Annotated in this window: 24 protein-coding genes and 1 pseudogene; 7 read left to right on the top strand and 18 right to left on the bottom strand. The window is 36.5% G+C overall.

All coding sequences use genetic code 11. The annotated features are described in order from the left end of the window. Positions 1 to 113: 113 nt before the first annotated feature. The 5 genes from KHA94_RS24655 to KHA94_RS24635 form a co-directional block, all read right to left on the bottom strand. The gene (locus KHA94_RS24655) at positions 114 to 956 is read right to left on the bottom strand and encodes a pirin family protein (protein WP_213104717.1); all 843 of its coding nucleotides are present in this window, start codon (positions 954 to 956) and stop codon (positions 114 to 116) included. Positions 957 to 1396: 440 nt separating this feature from the next. Then, entirely contained in the window at positions 1397 to 1969 is a 573-nt protein-coding gene (locus tag KHA94_RS24650; RefSeq protein WP_213104716.1) for a hypothetical protein, read from the bottom strand. Between the two features lie 493 nt (positions 1970 to 2462). Continuing rightward, entirely contained in the window at positions 2463 to 3626 is a 1164-nt protein-coding gene (bioF, locus tag KHA94_RS24645) for an 8-amino-7-oxononanoate synthase (RefSeq protein WP_213104715.1), read from the bottom strand. Between the two features lie 3 nt (positions 3627 to 3629). After that, entirely contained in the window at positions 3630 to 4361 is a 732-nt protein-coding gene (gene bioW / locus KHA94_RS24640) for a 6-carboxyhexanoate--CoA ligase (RefSeq protein ID WP_213104714.1), read from the bottom strand. Next, positions 4342 to 4842, bottom strand: a complete 501-nt coding sequence (locus tag KHA94_RS24635; RefSeq protein WP_213104713.1) for a hypothetical protein — start codon at positions 4840 to 4842, stop codon at positions 4342 to 4344. Before KHA94_RS24635 ends, bioW begins: the two co-directional genes overlap by 20 nt. 445 nt (positions 4843 to 5287) lie before the next feature. On the opposite strand from KHA94_RS24635, the gene bioD reads away from it, so the two are divergent. From bioD to bioB, 3 genes are all read left to right on the top strand, one after another. Continuing rightward, on the top strand, positions 5288 to 5980 hold the full coding sequence (bioD, locus tag KHA94_RS24630) for a dethiobiotin synthase (RefSeq protein ID WP_213104712.1): 693 nt from the start codon (positions 5288 to 5290) through the stop codon (positions 5978 to 5980). Continuing rightward, a complete protein-coding gene (gene bioA / locus KHA94_RS24625; RefSeq protein WP_213104711.1) occupies positions 5977 to 7365 on the top strand; it encodes an adenosylmethionine--8-amino-7-oxononanoate transaminase in 1389 nt (462 codons plus the stop codon). The genes bioD and bioA overlap by 4 nt, the downstream gene beginning before the upstream one ends. 114 nt (positions 7366 to 7479) lie before the next feature. After that, the gene (gene bioB, locus KHA94_RS24620) at positions 7480 to 8499 is read left to right on the top strand and encodes a biotin synthase BioB (protein ID WP_213104710.1); all 1020 of its coding nucleotides are present in this window, start codon (positions 7480 to 7482) and stop codon (positions 8497 to 8499) included. 156 nt (positions 8500 to 8655) lie between these two features. Here bioB and KHA94_RS24615 read toward each other — a convergent pair whose 3' ends face one another. The 4 genes from KHA94_RS24615 to KHA94_RS24600 form a co-directional block, all read right to left on the bottom strand. Further along, on the bottom strand, positions 8656 to 9300 hold the full coding sequence (locus KHA94_RS24615; RefSeq protein ID WP_213104709.1) for a superoxide dismutase family protein: 645 nt from the start codon (positions 9298 to 9300) through the stop codon (positions 8656 to 8658). Between the two features lie 232 nt (positions 9301 to 9532). Beyond that, positions 9533 to 10432 (bottom strand): endonuclease I family protein, encoded by a 900-nt coding sequence (locus tag KHA94_RS24610; protein ID WP_249365740.1) that lies wholly within the window; start codon positions 10430 to 10432, stop codon positions 9533 to 9535. 680 nt (positions 10433 to 11112) lie between these two features. Beyond that, entirely contained in the window at positions 11113 to 12576 is a 1464-nt protein-coding gene (locus tag KHA94_RS24605; RefSeq protein ID WP_213101964.1) for a transposase, read from the bottom strand. Positions 12577 to 13274: 698 nt separating this feature from the next. Next, on the bottom strand, positions 13275 to 13475 hold the full coding sequence (locus KHA94_RS24600) for a cold-shock protein (RefSeq protein ID WP_057775982.1): 201 nt from the start codon (positions 13473 to 13475) through the stop codon (positions 13275 to 13277). A 396-nt stretch (positions 13476 to 13871) separates the two neighbouring features. Here KHA94_RS24600 and KHA94_RS24595 point away from each other — a divergent pair, with 396 nt between their 5' ends. Both KHA94_RS24595 and KHA94_RS24590 read left to right on the top strand, forming a co-directional pair. Beyond that, positions 13872 to 14267 (top strand): SET domain-containing protein, encoded by a 396-nt coding sequence (locus tag KHA94_RS24595; protein ID WP_213104754.1) that lies wholly within the window; start codon positions 13872 to 13874, stop codon positions 14265 to 14267. Positions 14268 to 14468: 201 nt separating this feature from the next. Continuing rightward, the gene (locus KHA94_RS24590) at positions 14469 to 14909 is read left to right on the top strand and encodes a YaiI/YqxD family protein (RefSeq protein ID WP_213104707.1); all 441 of its coding nucleotides are present in this window, start codon (positions 14469 to 14471) and stop codon (positions 14907 to 14909) included. A 175-nt stretch (positions 14910 to 15084) separates the two neighbouring features. Here the strand turns inward: KHA94_RS24590 and KHA94_RS24585 are convergent, their stop codons facing one another. Continuing rightward, a complete protein-coding gene (locus KHA94_RS24585) occupies positions 15085 to 15246 on the bottom strand; it encodes a DUF3934 domain-containing protein (RefSeq protein WP_213104706.1) in 162 nt (53 codons plus the stop codon). Between the two features lie 539 nt (positions 15247 to 15785). On the opposite strand from KHA94_RS24585, the gene KHA94_RS24580 reads away from it, so the two are divergent. Further along, positions 15786 to 17558, top strand: coding sequence for a PhoX family protein (locus tag KHA94_RS24580; RefSeq protein WP_213104705.1), 1773 nt, complete (start codon positions 15786 to 15788; stop codon positions 17556 to 17558). Between the two features lie 254 nt (positions 17559 to 17812). Here KHA94_RS24580 and KHA94_RS24575 read toward each other — a convergent pair whose 3' ends face one another. The 4 genes and pseudogenes from KHA94_RS24575 to KHA94_RS26780 all read right to left on the bottom strand — a co-directional run. Further along, complete coding sequence (locus KHA94_RS24575; RefSeq protein WP_213104704.1) at positions 17813 to 18265, bottom strand: hypothetical protein; 453 nt, start codon at positions 18263 to 18265, stop codon at positions 17813 to 17815. Between the two features lie 927 nt (positions 18266 to 19192). Then, positions 19193 to 19900 carry an SH3 domain-containing protein gene (locus KHA94_RS24570; protein ID WP_213104703.1) on the bottom strand — a complete coding sequence of 236 codons (708 nt, stop codon included), beginning with the start codon at positions 19898 to 19900 and terminating at the stop codon, positions 19193 to 19195. A 516-nt stretch (positions 19901 to 20416) separates the two neighbouring features. Beyond that, positions 20417 to 20671, bottom strand: coding sequence for a glycerol-3-phosphate dehydrogenase C-terminal domain-containing protein (locus tag KHA94_RS26785; RefSeq protein WP_420828195.1), 255 nt, complete (start codon positions 20669 to 20671; stop codon positions 20417 to 20419). Positions 20672 to 20709: 38 nt separating this feature from the next. Further along, positions 20710 to 20823: pseudogene (locus tag KHA94_RS26780) on the bottom strand (FAD-dependent oxidoreductase); the annotation flags it as partial. 225 nt (positions 20824 to 21048) lie between these two features. Here KHA94_RS26780 and KHA94_RS24555 point away from each other — a divergent pair. Continuing rightward, on the top strand, positions 21049 to 21612 hold the full coding sequence (locus KHA94_RS24555; RefSeq protein WP_213104700.1) for a glycerol-3-phosphate responsive antiterminator: 564 nt from the start codon (positions 21049 to 21051) through the stop codon (positions 21610 to 21612). On the opposite strand, the gene KHA94_RS24550 is transcribed toward KHA94_RS24555, so the two are convergent. Genes KHA94_RS24550 through KHA94_RS24535 form a run of 4 tightly spaced genes read right to left on the bottom strand, consistent with a single transcriptional unit; the run spans position 21607 to position 26284 of the window. After that, a complete protein-coding gene (locus KHA94_RS24550; RefSeq protein WP_213104699.1) occupies positions 21607 to 22380 on the bottom strand; it encodes an HAD-IIA family hydrolase in 774 nt (257 codons plus the stop codon). The two genes, KHA94_RS24555 and KHA94_RS24550, sit on opposite strands and share 6 nt — an antisense overlap. A 21-nt stretch (positions 22381 to 22401) precedes the next feature. Then, entirely contained in the window at positions 22402 to 24096 is a 1695-nt protein-coding gene (locus KHA94_RS24545; RefSeq protein ID WP_213104698.1) for an ABC transporter permease, read from the bottom strand. Continuing rightward, positions 24093 to 25229: an ABC transporter ATP-binding protein gene (locus tag KHA94_RS24540; RefSeq protein WP_213104697.1), complete on the bottom strand. Its 1137-nt coding sequence runs from the start codon at positions 25227 to 25229 to the stop codon at positions 24093 to 24095. Before KHA94_RS24540 ends, KHA94_RS24545 begins: the two co-directional genes overlap by 4 nt. A 23-nt stretch (positions 25230 to 25252) precedes the next feature. Next, complete coding sequence (locus tag KHA94_RS24535; protein WP_213104696.1) at positions 25253 to 26284, bottom strand: ABC transporter substrate-binding protein; 1032 nt, start codon at positions 26282 to 26284, stop codon at positions 25253 to 25255. Positions 26285 to 26914: the final 630 nt, after the last annotated feature.

The raw sequence follows: 26914 nt of genomic DNA, 5'->3' as shown, positions 1-26914 counted from the left end.
TAGTTCATAAATTTGTGTTTTCTTAGATGCGAGATAACCTATATTTTATAATGCATATAAAAAATATACATTTTTTCACTAATTGGTGTAAAAAAGGATTTGGGATTTATTCTTTACGAAATAAAAGTACCATTTCGATAATCTGCATAGGCTTGTTTAATTTCTTCCATTGTATTCATAACAAATGGGCCCTGGGCTGCAATTGGTTCCTTCAGTGGAGGCCCAGCAAATAATATTATTCGCAAATTCTCATTTGCAGTAACTTGAATATGGCTCATTTTTGCACCATCAGCTGATCCTAACCACATCGCTTGCCCTTTTATCGCTTCCACTCTATTTTCACCGAAAGTGCCACTGCCTTCTAAGACATAAATAAATCCTTTATAATCACCTGGTAAATCTTGACTTACTGTAGCACCTTGATCAGCAAGGATTTCTACAAAAGTAAATGGGACATGATTCAATATGTCAGACACAACATCGCTGGAAGAGCCAGAGTATACTCGAATCGTAGCGCCTTCTACTTTACGAACGGGAACATCTTTTGCTTTTATGTTTTGATAACGTGGAGCAGTCATTTTATCTTTACTTGGCAGGTTCACCCAAAGTTGGAGAGTGTGTACGGTTTCTCCTTCTGCAGGAGATTCATTATGAACAACTCCTCTTCCTGCCGTCATCAATTGCATATCCCCTTTTTGCAATGTACCACCCGCTCCTGTTGCACTATCATAGTGATTAATATGGCCATCAATTACATATGTTAATGTTTCAATGCCACGGTGCGGATGAATATCAAATGCCCCTTTTTGAAATTTATCTTCCATTAGTAATAAAAAGGGATCATAAGCTTCCCAATTCCCTGGCTCAAGAATGGCTCCTGCACGATGAATATGACTAAATATACGTTCATGTACTGTCCATATTTTCTGTATATCCCGAAGCTTATCGAGGCTCATTTATTAATCCCTCCTTTACACTGTTCAAAAACATTATAAATTTATATACACTTTTTTATAAGTACGCACTTCAAAGTGGTATAGTATACAAAAGTATACTATTGGGGATATGAATAAATTTCATGAATTGAGTCCTAAGAGTCTCAAGGGATTTGTTGAACTTCCTTCCTATTCAGTGCCATTATTTACCTAAAAAAAATGCTCGGAAGATAAGGGTCTTTGAACTTTTAAATAAAATGGCATCATATATGGAAAAAAGGCCTCTTACCAGTTCGGTTAACTGATGAAAGACCTTTTCTAATAAATAGTTTTTAGTTTGAAAAATCAGCATTTTTTACTCACTAAGAGAAAAATGTATGAGCATTTATCTAACCCATCTAAATCCCCTTACTTCAAGGCTAGGGTTCTCCCTTAAGCTATTCCTTATAGTCTTAGAAGTACTATATTTGCTCCGCCTTTTTTTTGCCGTATTCCCACCAATCTCCACCCTCACCAAATCCCCTAGGTTCGTAATAAAAAACTTTATTATTTTCTACTTTTATTATTTTGGAGTGGAATGGCAGATAACTTATCATGCAAACCTGCTCACCTACAAATTCAAAACTAGATATATTTACAGGAACTATAAAATGGTACTTTTTGATACTCCCTTCATATTCTTGGTAATTTTCCCAGGATTGAAATGTTGAACTTCCATTAAAAAATTCTGTGTATACCAGTCCTATTAGACAGAGGAAAACGAGTGTTTTTTTAAAATATTCGTGATATTTATCCGTTACTTTAAAGTACCTTATCAGCAAGTAAAATATGAATAAAAAAAGAGTTACAATCAATAAAAATACTAGTATATTATTTATACTTTCCAATCTATTGTACAAAAAGATAAAAGCAAAATAAGTTTGTAAAAATAGAATAATTAATAATGTAATGATTCCTTTAATATTAATTTTTTTAGAAACAATGATATAAGAAATTATTACTATTGAGACCCAACCAAAGATACTGAGAATCATTAACCCCTCCCCTCAAATCATAATTTTCCAAATGTATTTTTCTATTTTTTAACAATTATAATATGATTTATTTAAAAAATACACTAAATTTAGAATGTATTAACAATGGGGTTAAAACAATAAAAATCGAATAGAAAGCTTATGAAAGAAATTTCTTCTATTAAAAAGCATTTAACACCTCATTCTTAACGTCATACAGTGTGTAATATCTTAAACGATATGTGCAAAAAGTGCGGTATATCAATGTTTTGCTAAATTCTGTCTGTAACATCTTTTATGTGATTTAACCGCTTTTTATTAGATTGCGTTAGCAAAATGTTAGCATTTCAAGCAGATCGTCTGTCACCGTTGTGATTGTCTATTGCAATTAATACTTTTGCTAAATTTTCAGATAATTTATTCATTTATTTCAACAAATCCAATTTTCTTTGAAATCTTAACAGCTGATATTTCTTTATCTAACAAAACCGCTAAAACTTGATTTTAAGACACTTTATACAACACCTATTTCTATTTTCTTAATTTTATTTATGACCGTATTGAGCTGCTCCATTGTATGTGTAGCCATCACTGTGATCCGCAACCGGCTTGACCCTTTCGGCACGGTTGGTGGTCGAATCGCTGGAATAAAGATACCTTCATCCATAAGTTTCTCAGAAAATTGTATAGCTTCATGGGAATCACCAATAAGAAGAGAGATAATTGGTGTGTCCCCTCCCCAAACTATAAAACCAGATTTCTCCAATTCCAAATGTAAATACTGAGCATTTTTCAGCAATTGATCCCTTCGTTCGGGCTCATTCTGTATAATTGAAATTCCTTCTCGTGCTGCTTCAATCGCACTTGGAGATAAACCTGTTTGGAAAATAAATGATCTGGCGTTATTAAGTAAATAGTTCTTTCCAATTGACGACGTCGCCACAAAACCACCCTCTGCACCAATCGCTTTACTTAACGTGCCTACTGTAAAATCAATCTCATCTTTCAAACCAAAATAATCAGCAGTACCACGACCATCACTTCCTAAGACACCTGTCGCATGTGCATCATCAACCATTATGTAAGCACTGTATTTCTTTGCTAGCGCAACTATTTCTGGAAGTGGAGCAATATCACCATCCATACTAAAGACGCCATCCGTCACAATTAACTTCTTTCCATCCCCACTTGATTGACTCAATTTACGCTCTAAATCCACCATATCCGCATGTTCATAAACAATTGTATTTGCTTGACTAAGACGACAACCATCTATGATACTCGCATGATTCCAGGCATCAGAAAATATAATATCCCTTTTCTTCATTACACTCGAAATCACGCCAATGTTTGCTAAATAACCACTGCTGAAAACAATTGCTGCTTCAGTTTCTTTCAAATTCGCAATTTCGCATTCAAGCTGTTCGTGAATGACGAAATTTCCGGTTATTAATCTTGAACCCCCAGTCCCTGTACCGTATTTACTAATGCCTTCAGCTGCTTTCTTTCTCAACCGAATATCTGTTGCAAGGCCTAAATAGTTATTAGATGAAAATAGCAAGAATTTCTTACCATCCATAATTACCTCGCTCTCATTTCCAGTTGAAAACGCACGTAACTTCCTTTTCAATCCTTTCTCTTCTATTAACTGTAATTCCTGATGAAACCAATGATCCATTTTTTAATCCCTCCTAATCAGAACTGGTACTCTTTCTAAATAGTTTATATAAGATTCAAGTTCAACTTCATCTGACACAAAAAAGATTCGCCCCCCGCTCTCACATCCTTCCATTTTTAACGGAGTAATTCTGACATAGCCAATGTCACGATTACTTACATATCCAGTCACGTAATCTGGATCATCGGACCAACATAATTCTGCAATCGTAAACGGAGAATTTGCTACTTTGGACGCCAGAGCCAGCGCTTCACGGACACGCTCATTAAGGTTCTCATTAGCATCTTGCCAATCGATTCGTGATACACGGATACCTTTTAGCCCCCGATCGTCAAGCCGTAAGCCGGTTTTACTATTGAGAATGATTGCTCCTCGGAGATTTTGAATACTACCAAGTAGATGAAAAGCAACACCCAGCGCATGTTTCGAAACACCTACAGAGGTTAGTATCTTTCTAGCTTCACTCCGCCCATCTTCAATTGAAGCCGTTTCAACTGTCGTAACTTCTAACGGTGGCATATACAGTATCCGATCACACGCTATTTTCTCAACGGTAATTTGAATAAAATCAGCATCTCCACGTGGATGATTGCTTGCTTTATTCAATAACTGTGACACAATTGGCTCTATCTGAGATTTACTTCCTATCCGTTCACCACCAGAAATATGCTTTTCTCCTAGTTCAGGACTTCTTTCAGCCGCACGCATTCGAATACTAAAATACGCTTTTAACATGATCATTACCTGCCACTTTCCTATTAATTGTATGTAACATTTTCGTTATGGGATAAACACAAATAGCCGTGATCACCATGCCTGGAATCGCCAAAAATAATAGCGGTAGAAATGGAATCCCTAACGTAAAAGCCAAACCAAATCTAGCAACCAATGTTCCAATTGGTCCTGCCACAACAAGTACCGGAATCGAGCTCCCAAATAAAACAATAATTAGACCAACAGTCAATCGAAAAATTAATGAGATCTCAACATTTAAGATCGAGTGTATTCCTAGTAAAAATAGTATTAAACTCGCAATGATCCCCGCAAGAAAATATCTTTTAAATCCGAAGACCGCTGCAATCGCAACTGCAATGGGTGCTGATAATTGAAATTCAGAACCAGGAATACCTGTTGGAATTTTAAACATTCCTGTAACGATAATAAGACAAGCTAATAATGAAATCTGGGTAAGATCATATGTAGAAAACTTTCGCATAATTATATTCCTCCATTTTACTTTTTATATATTTACACATTATTAACCAGACAAAACCCTAAATTCACCTTGTTTCCTACTATTCTCTCGAATTTATGTTAACTTTAATTGATAATAGGTTAACACAAATCTCGATTGGAAGGTAGATGAAAATGACAGAATCTTTCGTTTTATGAAAAAGTATGGTTTGTCACCATCACTTTGGGCTGGCTTCAGTTCTGGACTGGCACTTTCCGAGATACACTCAAATTCTCATCAATTCTTATTTTCGCAGCTTACATGCGGGGCATTCTTTTCTTCAACCTAATAATTATGAGTTACAACGAGATATCCCGATATATAGACAGATAAATTCGAAAATTCATTTAAAAGTATTAACAAAACCACCGTCAATATGTTAACCTATTAATTGAGACAGTTAACATATTGATTAAGGGGGGCTTAAATGGCACGGTATTTTTGGGTAGCTGGAACAGACACCGATGTCGGAAAAACGGTTGTCACTACATATTTTATGCATTATTTTCAAGCGAAAGGAGAGGTGATGCCCTACAAACCTGTTCAAACGGGGATTATTGATGAAGGATCAAATTCGTATTATCGTGATACTCAATTCTATCAATCCTTCAGTGAGATGGAATTGGCAAAGGAACTTATTAATAGTTTTTCATTTAAGGAGCCTGCTTCCCCGCACTATGCAGCAAGATTAGAAGGCTCAGTCATTGATGAGGAGATTATCCTGCAGCATCTAAAGCTTTTAAAGTCAAAATACGATTATGTGATTTGTGAAGGTGCAGGTGGTTTGTACGTCCCGTTAGATGAGAAGCGAAACTACCATTTCCACCATCTCATTAAGGAATCTCAATTGCCTCTCGTACTGGTGACTCGTACTACATTGGGGACGATCAACCATACCTTATTATCAATTGAAGCGTTAAAAGCAAAAGAAATTCCCGTCGCAGGGATTGTATTCAATGCATTTGAGGGTACGGATCTAGAGGCTGATAATATTGCAACTATCCTTCAAATAACGGGATTGCCTTCCCTAGTGATACCCAAATTACAAAATCTATCAGATTTGAAACAGCTTCGTCTAGAGAATGCGGAAGAATTTTTTGAAAGGTTGCTGAGTATATGAATCCTGTGCTGTCAGACCTGCAAAGAAGTGATTTAAACCATGTTTGGCATCCATGTTCCCAGATGAAGGACTATGAAGAGTTTCCGCCCATCGTGATTAAAAGCGGGAAAGGTATTTATTTATATGATGAAAATGGTAAGGAGTATATAGATGCTGTTTCTTCCTGGTGGGTGAACTTATTCGGACATGCGAATGAACGGATAAACACGGCCCTGGCCAATCAGGCTTCTCAATTGGAGCATGTAATATTCGCAAACTTCACTCACAAGCCAGCGGTTCTTTTAGCTGAAAAATTAGCTGAGATCACTCCCGAGGGCTTAACAAAAGTATTCTTCGCAGATAACGGATCGTCTGCAATCGAAATTGCCTTAAAAATGAGCTTCCAATACCATATACAAAACAATAAACCGAATAAAAAGCGGTTTCTTGCGTTGACAGATGCCTATCACGGTGAAACTCTTGGCGCTCTTTCTCTTGGAGGGGTGGGACTATACAATGAGATTTTTCAGCCACTATTGCTAAATACAGTAAGAGCTCAGGGACCTGATTGCTTTAGGTGTCCTTTTAATGAGGAGCCGAGCAGCTGCAGTACACCCTGCATTTCCTTTATTGAGGAAAAATTAATCCAGCATCATGAAGAACTAGCAGCTGTTATTGTTGAACCTTTAATACAAGCAGCTGCTGGGATGAAAATGTATCCACCAGGTTACCTGAACAAATTGAAGCAGCTGTGTTTGCAATATGATATTCACCTTATTGCGGATGAAGTTGCAGTAGGATTTGGCCGGACGGGGACAATGTTTGCCTGTGAGCAAGCTGGCATTACACCTGATTTCATGTGTCTTTCCAAAGGGCTGACGGGCGGCTATTTACCATTGTCGGCTGTCATGACGACCGATGATGTCTACAATGCTTTTTATGATGAGTATGAAACGATGAAAGCATTTTTTCATTCCCACAGTTACACAGGTAATCCGCTAGCATGCAGAGTAGCGCTTGAGGTGCTGCGAATTTTTGAAGATGAACCCTATATAGAGGAAATCCAAAAAAAAGGAGCATACATGCAGGAGCTAGCTTCAAAGGTATTCAATCACCAGCCGTATATTGGTGAATATAGACAAACCGGTTTGGTAGGTGCTATTGAATTAGTCAAGGACAAAGCTACAAAGGAACCCTTTCCTAGCGGAGAGCGAATTGGATATAAAATATATCGAATCGCACTGGAGAAAGGCCTGCTCTTGAGGCCATTAGGAAATGTCCTTTATTTTATGCCGCCATACGTGATTTCAAAGGAGGAGATTAAGAGGATGATTCATATTACAAATGAAGCAATCCAGCAATTTTTCAAAAATAGTCAGGCTGATTCTGTGATGCAAGAGGTATGAATAAGAATTCAACAATTTCATTGAATATATTTTGGCTAATCACATGAGATTATATAAAACATTTCGCGTCATTCGAAGAAATAATCAAATCAATATACAAAGGGAGAGAACATTATGAATTGGTTACAGTTAGCACAAGAGGTTATTAAGGGGAAAATCATTAGCGATCAAGAAGCACACAGCATCCTGAATTGTGAAGATGATGAGCTGCTGCTTTTATTAAACGGCGCTTTTCATATTCGCAGGCATTACTATGGAAAAAAAGTTAAATTAAATATGATCATCAATGCCAAAAGCGGATATTGTCCAGAAGACTGTGGATACTGTTCTCAATCATCCATATCCACAGCAGAAATCGAAAAGTATCCATTTATTACAAAGGAAGAGCTTTTGGAAGGCGCTAAAATAGCGTTTCAAAATAAAGTAGGAACCTATTGTATTGTTGCCAGTGGAAGAGGACCTACTAGAAAAGACGTAAATGTAGTAAGTGAGGCAGTAGAAGAAATAAAAGAAAAGTACGGCTTGAAAGTGTGTGCCTGCTTGGGCATTTTAAAAGAAGAACAAGCAGCTCAATTGAAATCGGCTGGAGTAGACCGATACAACCACAATTTAAACACTTCTGAGCGCCATCATTCGTATATTACAACCTCACACACCTTTGAAGACAGGGTGAACACAGTTGAGATGGTAAAGAACCATGGCATTTCACCATGTTCTGGAGCAATCATTGGAATGAAGGAAACAAAGGAAGACGTGATTGACACTGCCCGTGAGCTCCGCCGATTAGATGCAGATTCCATCCCAGTCAATTTTCTGCACGCAATTGATGGGACAAAGCTGGAAGGCGTCAATGAATTGAATCCCCGTTATTGTCTTAAAGTGTTAGCGTTATTTCGTTATATCAACCCAACAAAAGAAATACGGATTTCAGGCGGACGCGAGGTTAACCTAGGCAGCTTGCAGCCTTTGGGTTTGTATGCCGCAAACAGCATCTTTCTAGGAAACTATTTAACAACAGAGGGCCAGGAATCTAACTGGGACCACAAGATGTTAAGTGATTTAGGGTTTGAGATTGAGTTAGTTGGAAAGCAGGAGGAGGTTTTTTCTTCTGTTCCTGAAACGCCTGTCATTTAAAAAGGCCTGATAAGCAAATTTTAACAACACAAAAAACCACTCCTTAAAATTTAATAGGAAGTGGTTTTTGCTATTATTGTAAATCATAGGTTTGCTATTTCTATCTACTATAAGGGATCATATCACTGAGTGTTGGGCTTCTTTTAAAATTCTTTATTATTTCGTTTTTTCCTCAGTACTCACAATTACTCCGCATGCTTGTCTGTCACCTGCATCCCCAGCTTTCATCGTTGTTTCATCAGGACCAGTTTTTCCCTCTGTTTGATAACGGTCAGGTATATTTCCGAAGTTATCAGGATTTGAATGGACGATGACAGCCAGTTCTTTCTCTTTCAGTTGATCAATAGTTAGAAGATCAAACGTTGCAGAATAAGCAGCTCTTCCATCCTCATTGACATATAGGGAAGGCATGTCCCCGGCATGTTCGGAGTGCATTTTCTCATCTGGATTAAAGTGTCCGCCTGCTGTCGTGAAAGGACCTTCCTCTGCATCAGGTTCACAGACACCTTTTTCATGGACATGAAAACCATGGTGACCCGGCTCTAGTCCTTCAATATTGGCGGCAATTTGAACATGACCGTCATGCTCAAAAAAGCTTACAGTACCAATAGTTTTATTCTCCACATCTTTAAGTTCTGCTTTAGCTTGAGGTTCCTTCTGTTCCTCGGGGCTCTCGCTCGTAACAGCATTATTTTCCGTATTTGTCGTTTTCTCACCATCTGAATTTTCTCCACTGGCACATCCATTCAGCAACATCGCCACAGACATTGTCAGCATTAGCTTAGTCCAATACTTATTCATGTGATTGCTCCTTTCCTTTTTGAATGTTCAAACTAGTATATCAGGAATAAACGATTAAATACAGTTTTATTACTGGTGACTATCTGAATATCAACAACCCAAATATGCTAAAACGAAGATAAATAACAACTTTATTAGTCTTCTAAAATAAATGCTGAGCTTTATTTTAGCTTCAGCATTTTTTACATCCTTTATTTCTTTTTATCTAGTGGGCTTTTTGGAAGGCAACTTATCACTTGGCTAAGCCAAACGTAAAATCAATGTTATCAGCATATTGCGGAAAGTCTATTAGAGGATTTCTGTTCTTTTGTAAATAGAAGATCTCTTTGTTACGATGTTTTTCATATATGGATACCTTATAATCACGATGCCATTTTAACAGAATTTCAATGTCCTTACTGCTATATTGGCGGATTTCTTGCGGATATCTTAATAGGAAATACAATGTCGCCCTTGCTACTTCTCCTTTTCCGCTCTCTGGTTCAAACTTTCCTTCTTCGTATTTCCCGCATTGTTCTCTGATAGCTTCTGTCTCCATCATCGGTGAATAGTCTGCGAAATCATAATAAGGATAATTCGATCTTGAAGAATTACAAACTATTTCACAAGTAAAAAGATGATGCAAGTCCCCTCTCATTGGATTATCCTTATCAAACCATGACTGTGGCACAACATGTTCGCAATTATACATGTTTTCACTTTCAATTGACGCAACTGCCTCCTCGAAATCCAGATCCTTTAAAGAACTTCCTTTTGCCAATTTATCATATGCTTCTTTTCTTCTTATATCCACTTCATGATCCTCTCTTATAACTTGTTCAGGATCCTTCTCTTTTCCGGAATAGATACTTTTCAAGTTCCCATCCAAATGGAGATCAACTAATGAATAAAGATAATTCCGAGTTTTCGAATTATAAGGAAGCTGAATTTCATGTGTCTTTGTAATTAACTGATTGAGTTGGTCATATAATTCTGTTTTGTCTGCTTTAATAAAATCAATATTGTAATAATAATCAATGATTATTTGTTTATCCTGCCTTTCATCATAATACTCTTTTTCATTTTTAATCCTCTTTTTGTTAACCGATAACTCTAACAAAGCCACTTTAAAATCCGAAATTTCATTTTTCATATCCACCATTTCCTTTCTATTACTCTATTTTTCACTTATAAAATAGCTGATCAACCGGGATCTGTTTTCAAGGAACTCAATTGGTGACTTTTTAAAAATTTCCATTTATCCTTACTTACGAATAGCCGAATCAGATAATCAGCGACAAAAAAACCCAAAACAAACCAACCCAAACCACATTCGTGGTCTTTGATTCCTGCGGATGGGATTCAGATACCACCATAACGGAGTCCGACGATAATGGTTCCGATCATAAACAACTTCATTAATTATGAATCTTTTATTCTTCTTATAATAAATATTCCTCCCTATCAATATTTTTCTATCTATTGGTAGTTTAGCTGGGGAACTATAAGATTTAATTGATTTTTTTGTAATGATTAGGTAAATGAATTTAAAGAAATGTAAAAATATTTCGAAAAGAACGAATAAACCGATTTCGAAATTATGTGTCCTAATGTTCAATCGTCTTATGTGAAGATCTAGATACTGAAACTCCCATAGCTAAAGCAATGGGGTTCTTGAGCGACTAGCTTGTTTCTTCTATACTCTCCCCTACTTTAATATACAAATAGGGTACAACATACAGACACTACAAAGCGTTTGCTCAAGACTTCTACAGCCAAACACCTCAGCGGTGCTTATCGACTGCATGGGCTCGTTTCTAACCCAACATTCCTTTAAATTCCAAAACTACTTATTTTGTTTTGATTACTTGATTTTATTCGTATAATTTCTATGTCATGTAGTTTCTTAAAATGATCATATTCATCCATACATAAATGCCTATTAATGCTATCAAGAGATTCCGTTACATTTTTTATGAGATAAGCAGAGTACAAATCACGTTGGACACGTTCATTTCTTATAAGATTCCATCTTTCAGACAAGGATTTCTTTTGAAAGGTGTCCGTCTCGTGATGATACTGACTAGCTTTTACCTTCGAGGTGTTGATCTTTTTCAGTTCTATGCCGAAGATAGATAGCTTTTGTTCTAAAATGGTTATAAGCATAGAGGGCGCTTTCCTAGCTATAGATTTTCCAAACCGTTTCTTTCGGCTGAAACGTCCGTTCTTGTTTCTAGTTGTTTCTTTTGCCCGTTTTTGAAGTGTTTGAAAATTCATAGTTTCAATGAAGAATTCATCACCTTGTTCTATTATTTGATTCGCTAAACGACAATGGTCTTGTTTTCGATAGACGGATTGAAGTCTATTCCTCTCTTGAAAAGTTGCCTTTAGCTTGCCGTACCGTTTGGATTGCACCCATTTCTTTGAGGAGCGATTGATGGTTCCGTCTTTATTAAACTTCTCTGGATTCATGGCCCTTCGGCTTCGGTCCATGGACCGTTGAATTAGACGGATTTCTTTTTGAATATGTATGACACTGGGAGCTAGTTCAACTAAAGATGCTTTAGAATCTGACACAATCGCGGCTGTTTGTGTACCAATGTCAATGCCAACTCTGCCTTTTCCAAGTTTGCCTTTTATTCCAACTTGATTATATTTTTGAGGAGGTGTACCTTCCAAGATCAGTTGAATTTGATATCGAATGGTTCCTTTCATAAAGGTTCGCAAAATCCGGGAATATTTTACTCTGCTTTCTAGAGCAAGAAACGCATAGTCATCCTTTGGTTTTATTCGAACAGGCAGCTCTAATCCCAGCCAATGAATCTTTCTATCTTTATAACGAATACCAGCGGCGTTCGTTTTTCCCTCTACAGAATTCAACTTTCCGAATCCTTTAAAAGACACTTTTGTCGCCGCCCCTATTTGTTTCTTTTTAACTGCATGGTATGCACGAGATGCGAGTTTTTGAGCTGTATGAGAATCAATTAAATGTTTAAATCGAGTTTGCATGGACTTTACATATGTATGGAGTGCGTATTCCTCTAATTTAAATCGTTTGTTCAATAGACGGAATGGAGTGGATCGTAGTTTGCGTTCTGATGGGGTCGATGAAGGAAGTTTACGGGCTTTCTGATAATCCTTAGATTCTTGCATGACTCGCAATCGTTTATCCGCTTCTGCTAAACATGCATTATAGATTTTTCGAGCAATCTCAAACCTTTTTTCAAGAATATGGGCCTCATGATGTCGAGTTTGAAGAGGAAGTGTTATTACATAACTGGACGTAGAAGAAGCCACGAAGCAGCCTCCTTTCCTTCTCTTGCATTTTAATATATGAAAATCGTTTAATAGATTTTATTGATTATCCACCGCAGTTGGAACCTAAAGAACATTTCTATCATAGTATATCAGATTTACAGAATAAAGAACAAATGTTTCTGTACGAATTTTCAGATACTTGAAGTACCGCTAACGATTTTGACCTTTTAGCGGTACTCCGTATCTGACCTCACTTTCATCCCACGTCTAAAGACGGGCTATGCCCGGTGTGGGCTTTCTCGTTCGGGAAATCTGTAACATTACATGATCCCAATGAGTACTTTCTCCCACACCCAACTTTATCTCCTTTTAATACATTTCCACCTTGTCTAAACCATAAATTGAAAACTCATTCTCCGTCCTTCAGACAAACATAAATAGAGCGGATTATAAGTTTTTAAGTATTGTCATTTTTCTAATCTTAAGGAAACTTATTTTCGTGGCAGTTTTAGTTAAAATCTTCATTTTTATCACTTTTTCGTTTGATTCTATATTTAGCAGATACTTTCAGTTTAGGTGATAGAAATTAGGAATCCTACAAATTATATGTTACAATGTGTTTACCATTTGATTTACTGTTTTCATGTCCCCTACTCATTAGTGAGTGGGGTTTTTTATTTTTTTAAAAAAATAAAAAACAGACTCTAAAAAAGAGTCTGTCCATGTTTTCATTATAATTAAGCTTTATGAACGTTAGCTGCTTGTGCCCCACGTTGACCTTGCTCAACATCAAAAGTCACTTCTTGACCTTCTTCTAATGTTTTGTACCCTTCGCCTTGGATAGCTGAGAAATGAACGAATACGTCTTCTCCACCTTCACGTTCGATGAATCCGAAGCCTTTTTCGCCATTAAACCATTTTACTTTACCTTTTTCCATGTTTGTTGCCTCCTAGTGTGTTAGCACACAATGTATTACTATCCTTGCTCTCAGTGATCATCAAGACGAAAAGTTCTTACTAATACTATCCTTTACACTGAACAAAAATAATTTATTTTTAGAATAGCATTTTTTGAAATTGTTTGCAAGGTACCTAATTCTTTAACAAAAGCACCCTAAAGCTGATTTGATTGCCATACTCCTCCTGAATCAGGTATAAAACCACAATTTTTGTGAATGTTTGTGTTACGTTCCTCATTGGAAACAGTTACAATTTCCAACCCAAAGCGTTGAAATTCTCGCAACTATTTTAAATTTCCTTTTTATTAACTTTTATATAAAAAACTGTTAAGATAATAAAGATAATGAACATCAAAAAAATTGCAGGTGATTAACATATTAGAAATTAAGACATCTCCGTTAAGTGATGGAGAATTTAATCGAGGAGTATTTGCAACCGTTGATATAGTGAAAGGTGAGCTAATCCATGAAGCTCCTGTCCTTCCATATCCTAATAAGGAACATGTTTTCATTGAAAAAACTTTGCTTGCAGACTATGTGTTCGAATATGGCAAAAAGCATACCGCTATCTTGCTCGGATACGGTATGCTTTTTAATCATTCGTATGAGCCTAATGCCACTTATGTGATTAACTTTCAAAACCATACGTTTGACTTCTATGCCTACACAGATATAAAAGCAGGGGAAGAGATCCTTATCAACTACAATGGAGATGTTAATGATAAGGAACCGCTATGGTTCGATAAAGACCAAGTTTCAAGTAATGATTAAAAAGTTGGCAGGAAATTAGGTTTTTAAAAATGATATGTTACACTTTTACCAATTTAACCCCCATTTCCTGTTTTTGATACTCAGGCATGAACGATAATATCTTCCATATTAGTCCTGACTAAATGATTTTAGGTAAACCATCTTTATCGATTGACAGAGGCTAAATTTGCCATTATCACTTATTTACGGGGAGAGGTAAAGTTGAAAATTTTAGTTGACGCAGATGCTTGTCCGGTAAAAGATATCATTATCTCTGAAGGTACGAATGCTGAAATACCTGTTATCCTTGTTACTAGCTTTTCTCATTTTTCTAATGTGGAACAACCATCAGGAGTGGAAACCATTTATGTTGATTCTGGAGCAGATGCTGCGGATTATCGGATTATGAAGTTAGCAGAAAAAGGAGATATAATCGTTACGCAAGATTATGGTCTTGCTTCGCTAGGCTTAGCAAAAGGGTGTGCGGTACTTCACCATAATGGGTCTAGCTATACAAATGAAAACATTGACCAATTATTACAAACACGTTATTTGAGTGCAATGGCTCGAAAAAGCGGAAAGCGTACAAAGGGGCCAAAACCATTTACATCAGAAGATAGGGAAAAATTTAAGGGGCTTTTTAAAAGAGCGATTTCACATTAAACAAGAACCGTTCATTTTTTAGAAAAACCTCCAAAAATAAATTGGGACACCTATTAAACTCCCTGCTCCGTTAGCTGAAAAAGAAAATAGCGAACTCCTTTAAAGGAGCTCGCACACGTTGGGTCATTAAATAATTGTATTTATTCAGCATTCGCTATATTTCGGATAAGTGACTTTACCTATTGCTCCTGTGGTCATTTTCAACATCCGTTTTTTTTGTACCTTTACTTATATAAGGTTTTGAACTCTTTTTTTTGTTTGCACTAGCTTGCCAACGATTCCAACCCTTCTTGTCTGTTCCTCTCCCTGTTCCACCTTTTCCTTTAGCTTTACTCATAAAATCACCCCATTATTCTAGGTTGAGTTACCTATCTGGTTAGTTTTAGTCATTTTACTCGGTTATTAACCAAGCATATTGCAATAAATAACATCCTTCATAATTAGAGCTTAATAAATTTTTCCATTGGCTAATACTGCCTTAGGGTTTATTGTCAAATACGCCTTTGGTTTTAATTATAGATACGACTATTACAAATTTATTCCATTCCCACGACACTAAATTTAATGCAGGTGGTTTGGCGACTATTCCAATAGTGTCGCTTTCAATTATTTGTAAAAATAAGTAAAGGAAATATTTCAACATTACTCATGATTTTATCCCTATGATTCTAACAACCCTATTCCATTAGCACTACATTCACTCATTTTTTTCATTAAAATCACAAATTATTTGGGGCATCCCTTCAAAAAAATAGGTATAAAATCCCGTTTTTGCCTCATTCTATAATATTTACATTTCCGCCATACTAACTTTACTTTTCTTTTCTATGCTTAAATTGGAATTTTAAAAAAATGAATAAAAACGGAGGTATTAACATGAAAAAAGTAAAATTTGTTGCTCCATTATTGAGTTTAGCTGTTTTATTCCCAACAGCTGCGAATGTATTTGCTGAATCTAGTAAAAACATTCCAGTAGAAAAAGTAGAGTTTATAGGAATGGCATCTCCTGACACGAATGAAGAACGTTCCAAAATGTACAGTGAAGCATCCGTTAAGGTTACATACAAAAATGGTACTCAACAAACATTGCCTCTTGAATATAAGTCCTTGTTCACACCTGGTGAAGTGATCAACGGGAAAATTGCTGGTGCGACTTACGATGTAAATGGAAATATGATTACAAAAGCTGATGGTACACCTTATATTTCTTCTGCTCCAGATAGTAACACTCTTTTAAAGGTAAATGGAAAATTATATATGGTGAATCATTATGAAAGTCTACCATCTAGTGAACTAGGAAACATGTCCGAGACGATGATGTTAAATACAGTAGAACAAAATAAAGAAAATGGAGAATTAACGGTAACAGATATGACTCCGATTGATTTTTCAGCGGATGGCGGAATTTGGACTCCTTGTGCAGGTTCCTTATCTCCATGGAATACACATTTAGGCAGCGAGGAATATGAGCCTGATGCAAAAGCACATGAAGCAAATCCTGAAAAATCTTCCGTTACTCAGTTTGCACGTAATTATTATCAAGATCCTACTGCCATTGGTAATCCTTATCTTTACGGCTATGTTCCAGAAGTCTCAATTGATGAAAAAGGAAAAGCTACTGCAGTGAAACACTATAGCATGGGACGTCTTTCCATTGAGAATGTAAAAGTTGCCCCTGATAATCGTACTGTTTATTTTGGTGATGATGGCAGCTACACTATGGCATTTATGTATATTGCCGATAAAGCTAAAGATTTATCAGCAGGTACTTTATATGCAGCAAAATGGATTCAAACTGGCGAAGAAAATGGCGGGTCTGCGAAGTTAGAGTGGATTGAACTGGGACACGCAACTGATAAAGAAATTAAGGAATTAGCGCAAAACACGAAATTCAGCGATATTTTTGAAACGACTACAGATGCAGAATATGCAAAAGCAAATGGATTCACAAGAACTAAAGCAGGTGGCAGAGATGAATGGCTTAAGGTTAAACCTGGAATGGAAAAAGCAGCAGCCTTCCTAGAATCTCGCCGTTACGGTGCCATTCAAGGAGCAACCGCTGAATTCAACAAAATGGAAACAGTAGAACTGAATAAGGCAGATAACAAAATATACATGACCATGTCTACAATAAGCGGTGGAATGACAGCTAATCCTGCTGATCCTACAGATGATATCCATGTCCCTAAAATCAATGCTGGCGGTATCTATGAACTGAATTTAGCTGAAAATCAAAAAGACCGTGACGGGAATAAAATTGACAGTAAATATGTAGCAAATGAAATGGCTGGTCTGCTAATGGGAGAAGACCTTCCTGAGAAAGATGAAAATGGCAACAAAGCAAACGTTGATAAAATTGCTAACCCTGATAATATTGTATACTCTGAAAAAATGAGAACTTTATTTATTGCAGAGGATAGCGGCAATCATGTCAACAACTTTGGATGGGCTTATAATATTGATACAAAGAAACTGTCACGTATTCTTTCCGCTCCTGATGGCGGAGAAGTAACAGGGATCCAAGCAATTGATAACTTAAATGGTTTTACTTATCTTATGGCCGGTTCTCAAAACCCAGGAAATGTAGGTTATATTTCTGGTCTGCCTTCTCTTGGCAATAACGGAAATGATATTAAAGACAATCAATAACTTGCTAATAATAAAATTAAAAAGGAATCTAATCTAAGCAAAATAGATTAGATTCCTTTTTTCTTTAAATTTAATGATGATTTACTACTGAAAAGACTACCCCCTATTTTTAGGAAGTAGTCTATATTTTAGAAATAAATCATTTACGTGTCCAGTTCTTAGGTTGGTCGAAAAAGCACTTAACTATTTCTCTCAATAAGGAGTAGTTAAATTATTTTAAAATGTCCTTTACAAAGGGTACACTTTAAATTTGTTCAACGATGGGGAAGCTTCTTTTTCCTATATTCTCTTGAATTATTTTCCTTCGCACCGGCATTATAATTCTTGAAGATGGCAGGCCGTTTTTTCCCTAAGTGCCTTTCGTTAAGGATAATCACTTTCCTGTTCTCAATTGTATCGTATTTTCGATTAACTTGTTTATATTTTTCAAATGCAAAGTGCCCCAAAATATAAATGGGTAAAATAATGAACAGGAGAAGGACTAATTGCAGCATCCATTTAAATTCATTCTCTGCGACATAAAGAGTCATAACTGCATGTGTCACAAAAGAAACCATTAAAATAATGATCACATTACATATATGAAAGGGGACAACATCTTTCTTTTCACGAAACATCCGCTCTAGTTCAGACTTTATATAAAGGGTAGTAAGTACTGATATCACAATGACAAAAAGGGAAACTAAATATGCAAGAACCGTGTACATTCTTCCGCCCCCGAACATCATCTATAATTTCTTTAAAACCAATTATAGGGAATAGAGAAATATCCCCTTTTTCAATGTGCTCTAATATAAGCATTTAAATTATTCTTTGATCCGAAACAAAAATTATATCTTCATTGTAACACAAAAAACAACAAAAGAAGCTTCCCACAAGTTTCAAACTCATGAGAAGCTTCACTTAAATGCTATATGTCTGCAAAAAACAGATGGTTATTTAAATGCTGCTAATTTTTGTAGAAATATACTCATAATTTGTAGATATTTCCCGGGAATTTGTTGAAATTTAAAAAATATTGTTTTCTTTTAATTGATTGGGGTCAAGGGGTAAATTTTCAAATGTATCAGGTATCGCAATCTCTGTATCATTGGTTGCTTCTAATCTTTCTTTTTGTTGATTCACAAGGTCTTTAGTTGTATCGTCTAGGGACTGATCCGTATCGGGTAACGATATAAGAGGTCCGATGTCGGATTGAACAAAGATACGCGGACTGCCCTCTTTTAAGAGCTTATATACTTTTCACTCTAAAATGTAGCATACTTTTGAACAGTGGTTGTTACATTCCCACTTGCTTGGAAGAGAATGCTCGTTCATCAGATGTGTATCATGTCGCATATCAGACTTCCTTTTCTTAAAGATGAAGGTTCTGGGAATTTTTTAGCAAGGTATATCGCCCAGCGATATGAAACAAAAAAGAGCCTTTCCCCCTTTCTTGAGGAACTCTATTTGGGATGAGGCATGTTATTTATTGAGGTTCCTATCCGCCTCAACTCCCATATTATCAAACATTCTTTTTTGCTTTCTTCAAGTTGTGTATATTGTCTAGATTCATATCGCTTAAATTTTCTACATCAAAAATTTCCTTCCACAAATCTTTACACAGGTAAGCATAATAATCTTAAACAGGTAACTTATTTTCGGAATATGGAGAAAAGCCCTCCCCATTTTTCTTTAGGTTTTTGTATCGCTACTTCTAAACGTTTATTAAAATCATTTTGTGAACTCCATTCTTTTTTCTGTTCGTCCCGCATATTTTGTATTTCTTTTTGTAAGAGTTCACTTTTTTGTTTTTCTTGTTGCAGCAATGTTTCGTAATGGATATTTTGTTGTTCAGTTAATTTTTCAATTTTAGCATTAGTTTTTTGCGCTGAATTTCCAATACTAGAACTTATAACATGATGATCTTGCTGGAGTCGGGAAACCTTTGTTTTAAGTTCTGACATATCGTTTGTCAGTTGGACATTCATTTCACGTGTAGCTGCGAGTTCATTGACTAAAAACATAAAGACCTCTTTTAATTGCTTGGGGTCATGAGGTAAATTTTCATATGTATCGGTTATCGCAATCTCTGTTTCATTGGATCCTTCTAATCTTTCTTTTTCTTGCTTCACAATGTCTTTAGCTGTATCGTCTAGGGGCTTGTCCGTATCGCGTAACGCTATAAGTGCTACGATGTCAGATTGAACAAAGATACGTCGATCGCCATCTTTCAAAAACTCATATCCATTCCGCTCTAAGATTTGGCCATACTTTCGAACAGTGGGAGTTGCAATCCCTACTTCTTCTGCCACTTCCTTGGAAGAGAAAGCTCGTTCATTCGGTTGTATATCACGTCGCATATCGAACCTCCTTTTCTATTAAATATGAAGGTATTTAGATTTATTTGCAAGTTATATCGCCCAGCGATACGAAACAAAAAAAGAGCCTATCACAAACGGTGTGTCAGGCACCGGATTGTTCGATTTCGATGATCAGGTTTTCTAATTCTTTATGATTACTTTCTCTGAAACTCCCACAGCTAAAGCAATGGGGTTCTTGAACGACTAGCTTGTTTCTTCTATACTCTCCCCCATTTTAATCCATCAAATAGGGTACAACATATAGACACTACAAAGCGTTTGCTCAAGACTTCCGCAGCCAAACACCTCAGCGGTACTTATCGACTGCTGGGCTCGTTTCTAACCCAATATTTCTTTAAATTACAAAACTGATTATTTTGTTTTGTTTGTTTAATGTTATTCCTATAATATCAGATTTACAGAAAAAAGAACATATGTTTCTATATTAATCTTCAGATACTTGAAGTACCGCTAACTATTAGACTTTTTAGCGGCACTCCGTATCTGACCTCACTTTCATCCCACGTCTAAAGACAGGCTATGCCCGGTGTGGGCTTTCTCGTTCGGGAAATTTGTAACTTTTTCATCCCAATTAAAAATTGTCTGAAACATCCTTATGATTAAATATTTCCACTTTTTTACCCATTCAATATTAAAGAGGATCGCACCCGTTCTACGGACAAAAAAGTCACTAGCGGTCATAACCATTTCATAATGAACCGAGTATTGTATGAGCAGGCGAATTAATCTTGGCACCCCTTCTGTTTCCAATATTTTCTCTGCAAGCTGCAAGAGAATAGACGAATTTGTTCCATAAGTGCAACAGACATTCCTCTTGTTACCGCATCTAATGCTGTTCCAATACCTGTGATGCCCCCGCCGACAATGAGAACATCGAAATGTTTCTGGTCCACTTCCTTCATCCATCGCTCTCTTTTTGTAAAAGAAAATTCACTCATTTTGTTCTTCCTTTCTAGTATTGCTGCAAAAAAAATCCATACTTTTACACACCACTAAAAAACCGTAGTGTAAAAAGTATGGTCTCTCATCTATTCTTCAATCAAAAATCTTTATATTTATTTTATTCTGAAAATGATATAATTATTTTACTATTATTTGCTTTTTTTACATTAAAGGAGACTTTTAATATGAATATTGTTGACCTCGTAGAATCTCAAATCATAGCTTCTGTTGTTGAAGAAAAAGATTTAGATGTTGCCTGTAGCTCAAAGCCGAATGTTGTGTTCTTGTTAACTGGTGATCTATTAACAAGTGCAGACTACATTAAAAAGCTACAATCTAATGGAAAAACGGTCTTTCTTCACTTAGATTTTATTGAAGGATTATCCAATTCAAAATCTGCTGTTGAATATATTGCTAAACACTTAAAACCTACTGGAATCATTACAACTAAAAGCCATGTTGTAAAGTATGCGAAGGAATATGGCTTGGTGACCATTCAACGTATCTTCCTGCTAGATGCTGCTGCAATTGAAAAAGGAATTGAAATGGTTAAATCCTGTAATCCTAATGCAGTCGAAATTCTACCTGGCATCATGCCAAAAATTATCGATCAGCTTGTAAATCGCCTGCCGCTCCCAATCATTGCAGGGGGTCTCGTAACCGAAAAGAAAGAGGTCCTTTCTGCCTTAAAGGCTGGTGCACTCGCAGTTTCTGCTGGAGACCACTCTATGTGGAACTATGATTTATAATTGATCAATGTATTTCACGCTATCTAATATATGCTTAGGTTTGTGAATTGAATCTTCTAAAAGCTCTTTGGTCGTAATTCCAGTCATCACTAGTACTGATGACATCCCTGCTTCATTGCCCATTTTGATGTCCGTCTCTAAACGATCACCAATCATAAAGCATTGATCCACAGGCATTTTTAATACTTCTTTTAATACATACTGTGCCGTAAGCTGTGATGGCTTTCCAGTCACTTGAAATACAGACTCACCAGTAACAGCTTCTAACGCTCCAATCATCGCGGCGCAATCCGGAATCTCTCCTCCTTGTACAGGACAAGTACGATCAGGATTCGTCGCGACAATCTTCGCACCATTTTTCCACGCTTGATAAGCATTATTTATTTTCTTATATGTGAATTCCCTATCCCAACCTAAAACGACATAGGATACACCATTTGGCTGGTCTGTTAGCTGAATCCCCTGCTCTCTAAGTTCATCTAACAAAGGCTCTTCACCGATACACATCACTTTTTCTTCCGGCTGTAACACAGATTTTAAATAGAGTGCAGTAATATAATTGGAGCTAATCACTTCCTCTAATTCTACTTGAATGCCTAAATCATTTAATTTCCTAACATAATCAGAACGTCTCGAGATGGATTTATTTGTTAAAAATACGACCTTATCCCCTCTTTTTTTTAGACGGCTAATGGCCTCTGGTACCCCATCAATGACATGCTCATCTACATAAATCGTTCCATCTAAATCAAATACATATCCTTTCACTTCAAGTTACCTCCTACATCCCTACAAACGCTGCTTTTTCCCGATATAATTCGCAAGTCCTTGAAGTACAAGAACTAAAGCTACTAATATGACGGACATGGCTGCTGCAGAATAGTACTCTGCTCGAAGGATATTTTGAAAGATTGCCAAACTCATAGGTGCCCATTCTGGTGGTGCAAGTAGAATTGATATACTTGTTTCCTTAAGGACAGTTATAAATACAAGAACAGAGCCTGCTGCAATTCCCGGTAATAATAACGGACCAATCACAGTAATTGCGGCAGTTAAAGGTGTCGCTCCAAGATTAATCGCAGCCTCTTCAATATCTTGCTTAATTGCCCTCATAGCACCCATTGTTGATCGAACCATATAAGGAAGACGACGAATTGTATAAGCAATAATTAATAGAATTGCTGTACCCGTCAGTTGTAGAGGAGCAACATTAAATGTTTGGATTAACGCAATACCAAAGGCAATCCCTGGAACGACAAGCGGGATGGAAGTCATGAAATCCATTTTCGCAGAGTTTTGCCTTACGACGAAATATGAAACAAATGTTGCAATAACTACACTTAATACAAGTGCGCCAATCGCTAGAACAATACTATTTTGGATATTTCCTAATGATGTTGAGAAAATGGTTTGATAGTGTTTAAGGGTATATCCTGAAGGGAGTAAATCTTTTCCCCAAGTTGTAGCCACCGACTGAAGCAATACAGATAACATCGCAAGTAATGGGACTAGCACAATGATAAAAGAGTAAACAGATAGAGAACGAGTCACTACTTTATTTGTAACCATTTTTTGTTGTTTCGGCTTTCCAGACACTGATCCGTAGTTTTTCCCTTTAGTCAGAATATGTTGTAGCCAGAAGAAAAGTGCAGCAACGATAATCATAATGACAGTTAAAATCGCTGCTCCTCCCCAGTTGAAAAAGCCTGAGATTTCACGGTATGCTTCAACAACCATTAAGTTTAAGTCTTTTGGTGCCAAAACGATAGGTGTTCCAAAATCTGAAAAGCTAACCGTAAATATTAACAGTGCACTTGAAATGATCCCTGGAATTGCTAATGGAAACGTCACGAATATAAAGGTAAACCAATTCTTTGCTCCTAAATTTAGCGAAGCTTCTTCCAGTGTTACATCGCTAATCTTGAAGGCAGCAACAAGTGGCCAAAGAGCATACGGGAAAAAGAAAAATACTTGAACTAGAATGATTCCCGTCTTTGAATAAGGATCTATCAACATTCCTTCCCCACCAAGAAGCTCATAAAAATACGTTACCCAGCCCGCTCGACCAAACATAATAATGAAAGCGTACGCTGAGATAAAAGTTGGAATTATCAACGGAATTGTACATAATGCTGAAATCGTTTTTTTGAATGGCATATTTGTACGGGCAATTCCATAGGCCAAAGGTATACACATTAAAATAACAAGAACCATAACAACAAGAGCTAATGACAAACTATTTTTCAATGAAACTAAATAACCTGCATTTGAAAATATTTTTCGATAATTTTCGAGATTAATCGCTTTTAATTTATCAATGGTTGTACTGAAAATGGCCGGATCAGTAAATGATCCAATAATATTAACAGGCTCGTTCGTAAAGCTTATTAGAAAGACAGAAACCAAAGGTATAATTAGGAAAATTCCAAAAAAAGCATAGATAAATATTTTTACTGCGGAGAGACCATTAAATCTTGCCTTCATATGAGAAGTACCCTCCCATATTCAATCGATAGTTTTACCTTTCTGCCTTCCTCAAAAATGCTCGTTCCAGATGAGTATGTAGTATCTACAATAATTTCTTGATTTCCCACTCTCATGTCATAGCGCACAGTTGGACCTAAATAAGTAGACATTAATACAATTCCTTCTAATACATTTACTTCTTCTTTGTTTACTTCCGTGTCGTATGGTAAAACCTGAATATGTTCTGGACGGATAATAGCTTTAGCCTGTTTCTTCTCAATTGTATTTGCCGATTGTAACAGGAAACTATCCCCTTTTAACGTGGTGGTCCCGTTAGATTCTTTTCGATCAACAACCTCTATGTCTAAAATATTAGATGTTCCTACAAAATCAGCGATAAATGGAGTAAGTGGATTACTATAAAGTTCAGTTGGTGTACCTATTTGAACAATTTTCCCTTTATCCATAACAGCAACGCGGTCCGCCATGCTCATCGCTTCTTCTTGATCATGTGTAACAAAAATCGTCGTAATTCCTAAATCCTGCTGTATTGTACGAATCGTATTACGCATCGAATGGCGAAGCTTTTGATCTAGATTTGATAATGGCTCATCCATTAACAAAACAGCAGGCTCCATTACAAGCGCCCGAGCTAAGGCGACACGTTGCTGTTGCCCCCCAGATAACTCGCTAGTTAATCGCATAGCATGCTGCTCGAGTTCAACATACTTTAAAATCTTCATTACTTTTTCTTGAATATCCTTTGGTGTACGTCCTAAACGCTTTGACAATAATCGTGCATAGATGCCTAATTGCTTAACAGGATTACTTGCATTTAACTGCTTAATATTCAAACTGTAGGCGACATTATCAAAAACATTCATATGTGGAAATAAAGCATAGCTTTGAAAGACCATTCCACAGTTTCTACGATTAGCAGGAATTTTCTCTACTTCTTTCTCTCCGATTTTGATCTTACCTGATGTGGGGTGTTCAAATCCTGCTATGCAGCGCATTGTAGTTGTTTTTCCACAACCCGAAGGTCCCAAGAGAGCAAAAAATTCTCCCTCTTGGATTTCAAGGTTTATATCGTGGAGTGCAGTAAAATCTCCAAACTGCTTTGTCATATTTTCAATAATTACTGAACCCATTCATATTCCTCCTACTTTCACACTTACTGAAACTTGTCCTTCCATTCATTACGTACACGGTCATAATTTTCATTTACCCAATCAATATCTAAATCAACTGCAACCTCTTTTACTTTTTCAATTGTTAACGGCGTTTTAGATTCAACCTCTGGATTGATTGGAATATGATACCAGTCTGCCATAATTTGTTGAGCCTCTTTTGAAAGTAAGAAGTCAATGAATTTCTTACCACCTTCTGCATTTGGAGCACCTTCTATTAAAGTAGCTGGGTTTACAAGAACTGGTGTTTTATCTGGTACGATAAAATCAACTGTCTCACCTTTAGCTTTTTGTTCATATGCCATGAAGTCAAATCCAATTCCAATATGGGCTTCACCCATTGCTACCGCCTTCGTTGGAGCTGATCCGGAATCTGGTATTGAATTTGCCTGATCTACTAATTTCTCAAAATACTCCCATGCCTTATCTTCACCTTGTCGCATCATTTGGTCCATAACCATAAGAGTAGCTGTTCCAGATGCTGCTGGGTTCGGAAATTGGATTTTTCCTTTCCATTTTGGATCTAATAAATCTTCCCAAGTTTTTGGTGCTTCTTCTTCAGAAACAAGTTCTGGATTATATGAAAAACCAAGGACAAATATCTCTACGCCAACATATTTACCATCTTCATGTTTTAATTTGATACCGTTTTCAGTAATGTCCCAGTCAGCTGCAAAATCAGGAATATAAGATGCTAGAATACCTCTTTCTACTGCAGCTTCGAACGGTAAAATACCTCCGCCACCATACCAAACATCCGCTTTAGGATTTTCCTTTTCCGCTAACATCTGATTAACTAAAACATTTGTTCCAGCATAGTGTACATCTACATTTCCACCATTTAATTCCTCATACTTTTTTGCTAATTCCTTTGTGAAATCTGGTGTTTCAGGTGAATATAAAGTGATTCTTTTGCTATCCCCCTCACCGCTACCCCCTGATTTTTCTCCAGCACACCCTGCTAACATTCCAACAGCAAGTAACATGGCCCCAGTGAATTTAAACATTTTTCTCATAGGAAATCCCCCTTAGACTATTTTTGGCAAGAAAAAAATGAATGCTAAATAGCAACACCTCAGAATTTCTCCGAAAGCGCTCCCATTTAGGCATTCATCTCAAGTTCTCTGCCTTTTTTTATACTTATTTATAAGTATAGTAGACAGATATTAATTAAGCAATATAATTTTTAGAATTTTTTATCTATTCTAGTATTTCTATTTTTTCAAAATATATTTAAGCAGGCTTTGGAAATTTCACAAATGCGCCTTGCAAATGAACTTTGAAAGATCTATTGACCGCCGATATGAAAAAAAGGCCTCTCAACAGTTTAACAACTGATGAAAGACCTTCTCTATTAAGTAGTTTTTTTATCCTCGCTTGTAAAAACGAGGATAAGAAAAGCTTATTTACATCATTTTAGACATTTATATATCAAGGTTTTTATACCTTTATTACATCATGCCGCCCGTAAGCTGAGAGTGTGTAATATCTTTAACGGTGTGTGCATAAAGTGCGGTAGATCAAGACTTTGGAAAATCTGAGGTGCAACATCTTTAACAGTAATTTACCGTTTTTCATGAGATTGCGTTAGCAAAATGTTAGCATTTTCAAGCAAATAGTCTACTACCGATGTTCACACACTCCAA

It is taken from the genome of Cytobacillus citreus (genome assembly GCF_018343665.1).
Lineage (GTDB): Bacteria > Bacillota > Bacilli > Bacillales > Cytobacillaceae > Cytobacillus > Cytobacillus citreus.
Note: the sequence above shows the minus strand (reverse complement) of the source record. Positions and strands in the feature narration are given on the sequence as shown.

Coding starts and splice junctions, on each gene's coding strand:
- bioD (WP_213104712.1), top strand. CDS start 5,288: ATGGCACGGTATTTTTGGGTAGCTGGAACAGACACCGATGTCGGAAAA.
- KHA94_RS24635 (WP_213104713.1), bottom strand. CDS start 4,842: ATGCGAAAGTTTTCTACATATGATCTTACCCAGATTTCATTATTAGCT.
- KHA94_RS24555 (WP_213104700.1), top strand. CDS start 21,049: ATGAATATTGTTGACCTCGTAGAATCTCAAATCATAGCTTCTGTTGTT.
- bioA (WP_213104711.1), top strand. CDS start 5,977: ATGAATCCTGTGCTGTCAGACCTGCAAAGAAGTGATTTAAACCATGTT.
- KHA94_RS24570 (WP_213104703.1), bottom strand. CDS start 19,900: ATGCGACGTGATATACAACCGAATGAACGAGCTTTCTCTTCCAAGGAA.
- KHA94_RS24545 (WP_213104698.1), bottom strand. CDS start 24,096: ATGAAGGCAAGATTTAATGGTCTCTCCGCAGTAAAAATATTTATCTAT.
- KHA94_RS24655 (WP_213104717.1), bottom strand. CDS start 956: ATGAGCCTCGATAAGCTTCGGGATATACAGAAAATATGGACAGTACAT.
- KHA94_RS24650 (WP_213104716.1), bottom strand. CDS start 1,969: ATGATTCTCAGTATCTTTGGTTGGGTCTCAATAGTAATAATTTCTTAT.
- KHA94_RS24610 (WP_249365740.1), bottom strand. CDS start 10,432: ATGAAAAATGAAATTTCGGATTTTAAAGTGGCTTTGTTAGAGTTATCG.
- KHA94_RS24585 (WP_213104706.1), bottom strand. CDS start 15,246: ATGAGTAAAGCTAAAGGAAAAGGTGGAACAGGGAGAGGAACAGACAAG.
- KHA94_RS24575 (WP_213104704.1), bottom strand. CDS start 18,265: ATGTACACGGTTCTTGCATATTTAGTTTCCCTTTTTGTCATTGTGATA.
- KHA94_RS24535 (WP_213104696.1), bottom strand. CDS start 26,284: ATGAGAAAAATGTTTAAATTCACTGGGGCCATGTTACTTGCTGTTGGA.
- KHA94_RS24600 (WP_057775982.1), bottom strand. CDS start 13,475: ATGGAAAAAGGTAAAGTAAAATGGTTTAATGGCGAAAAAGGCTTCGGA.
- KHA94_RS24580 (WP_213104705.1), top strand. CDS start 15,786: ATGAAAAAAGTAAAATTTGTTGCTCCATTATTGAGTTTAGCTGTTTTA.
- KHA94_RS24615 (WP_213104709.1), bottom strand. CDS start 9,300: ATGAATAAGTATTGGACTAAGCTAATGCTGACAATGTCTGTGGCGATG.
- bioW (WP_213104714.1), bottom strand. CDS start 4,361: ATGTTAAAAGCGTATTTTAGTATTCGAATGCGTGCGGCTGAAAGAAGT.
- KHA94_RS24540 (WP_213104697.1), bottom strand. CDS start 25,229: ATGGGTTCAGTAATTATTGAAAATATGACAAAGCAGTTTGGAGATTTT.
- bioF (WP_213104715.1), bottom strand. CDS start 3,626: ATGGATCATTGGTTTCATCAGGAATTACAGTTAATAGAAGAGAAAGGA.
- bioB (WP_213104710.1), top strand. CDS start 7,480: ATGAATTGGTTACAGTTAGCACAAGAGGTTATTAAGGGGAAAATCATT.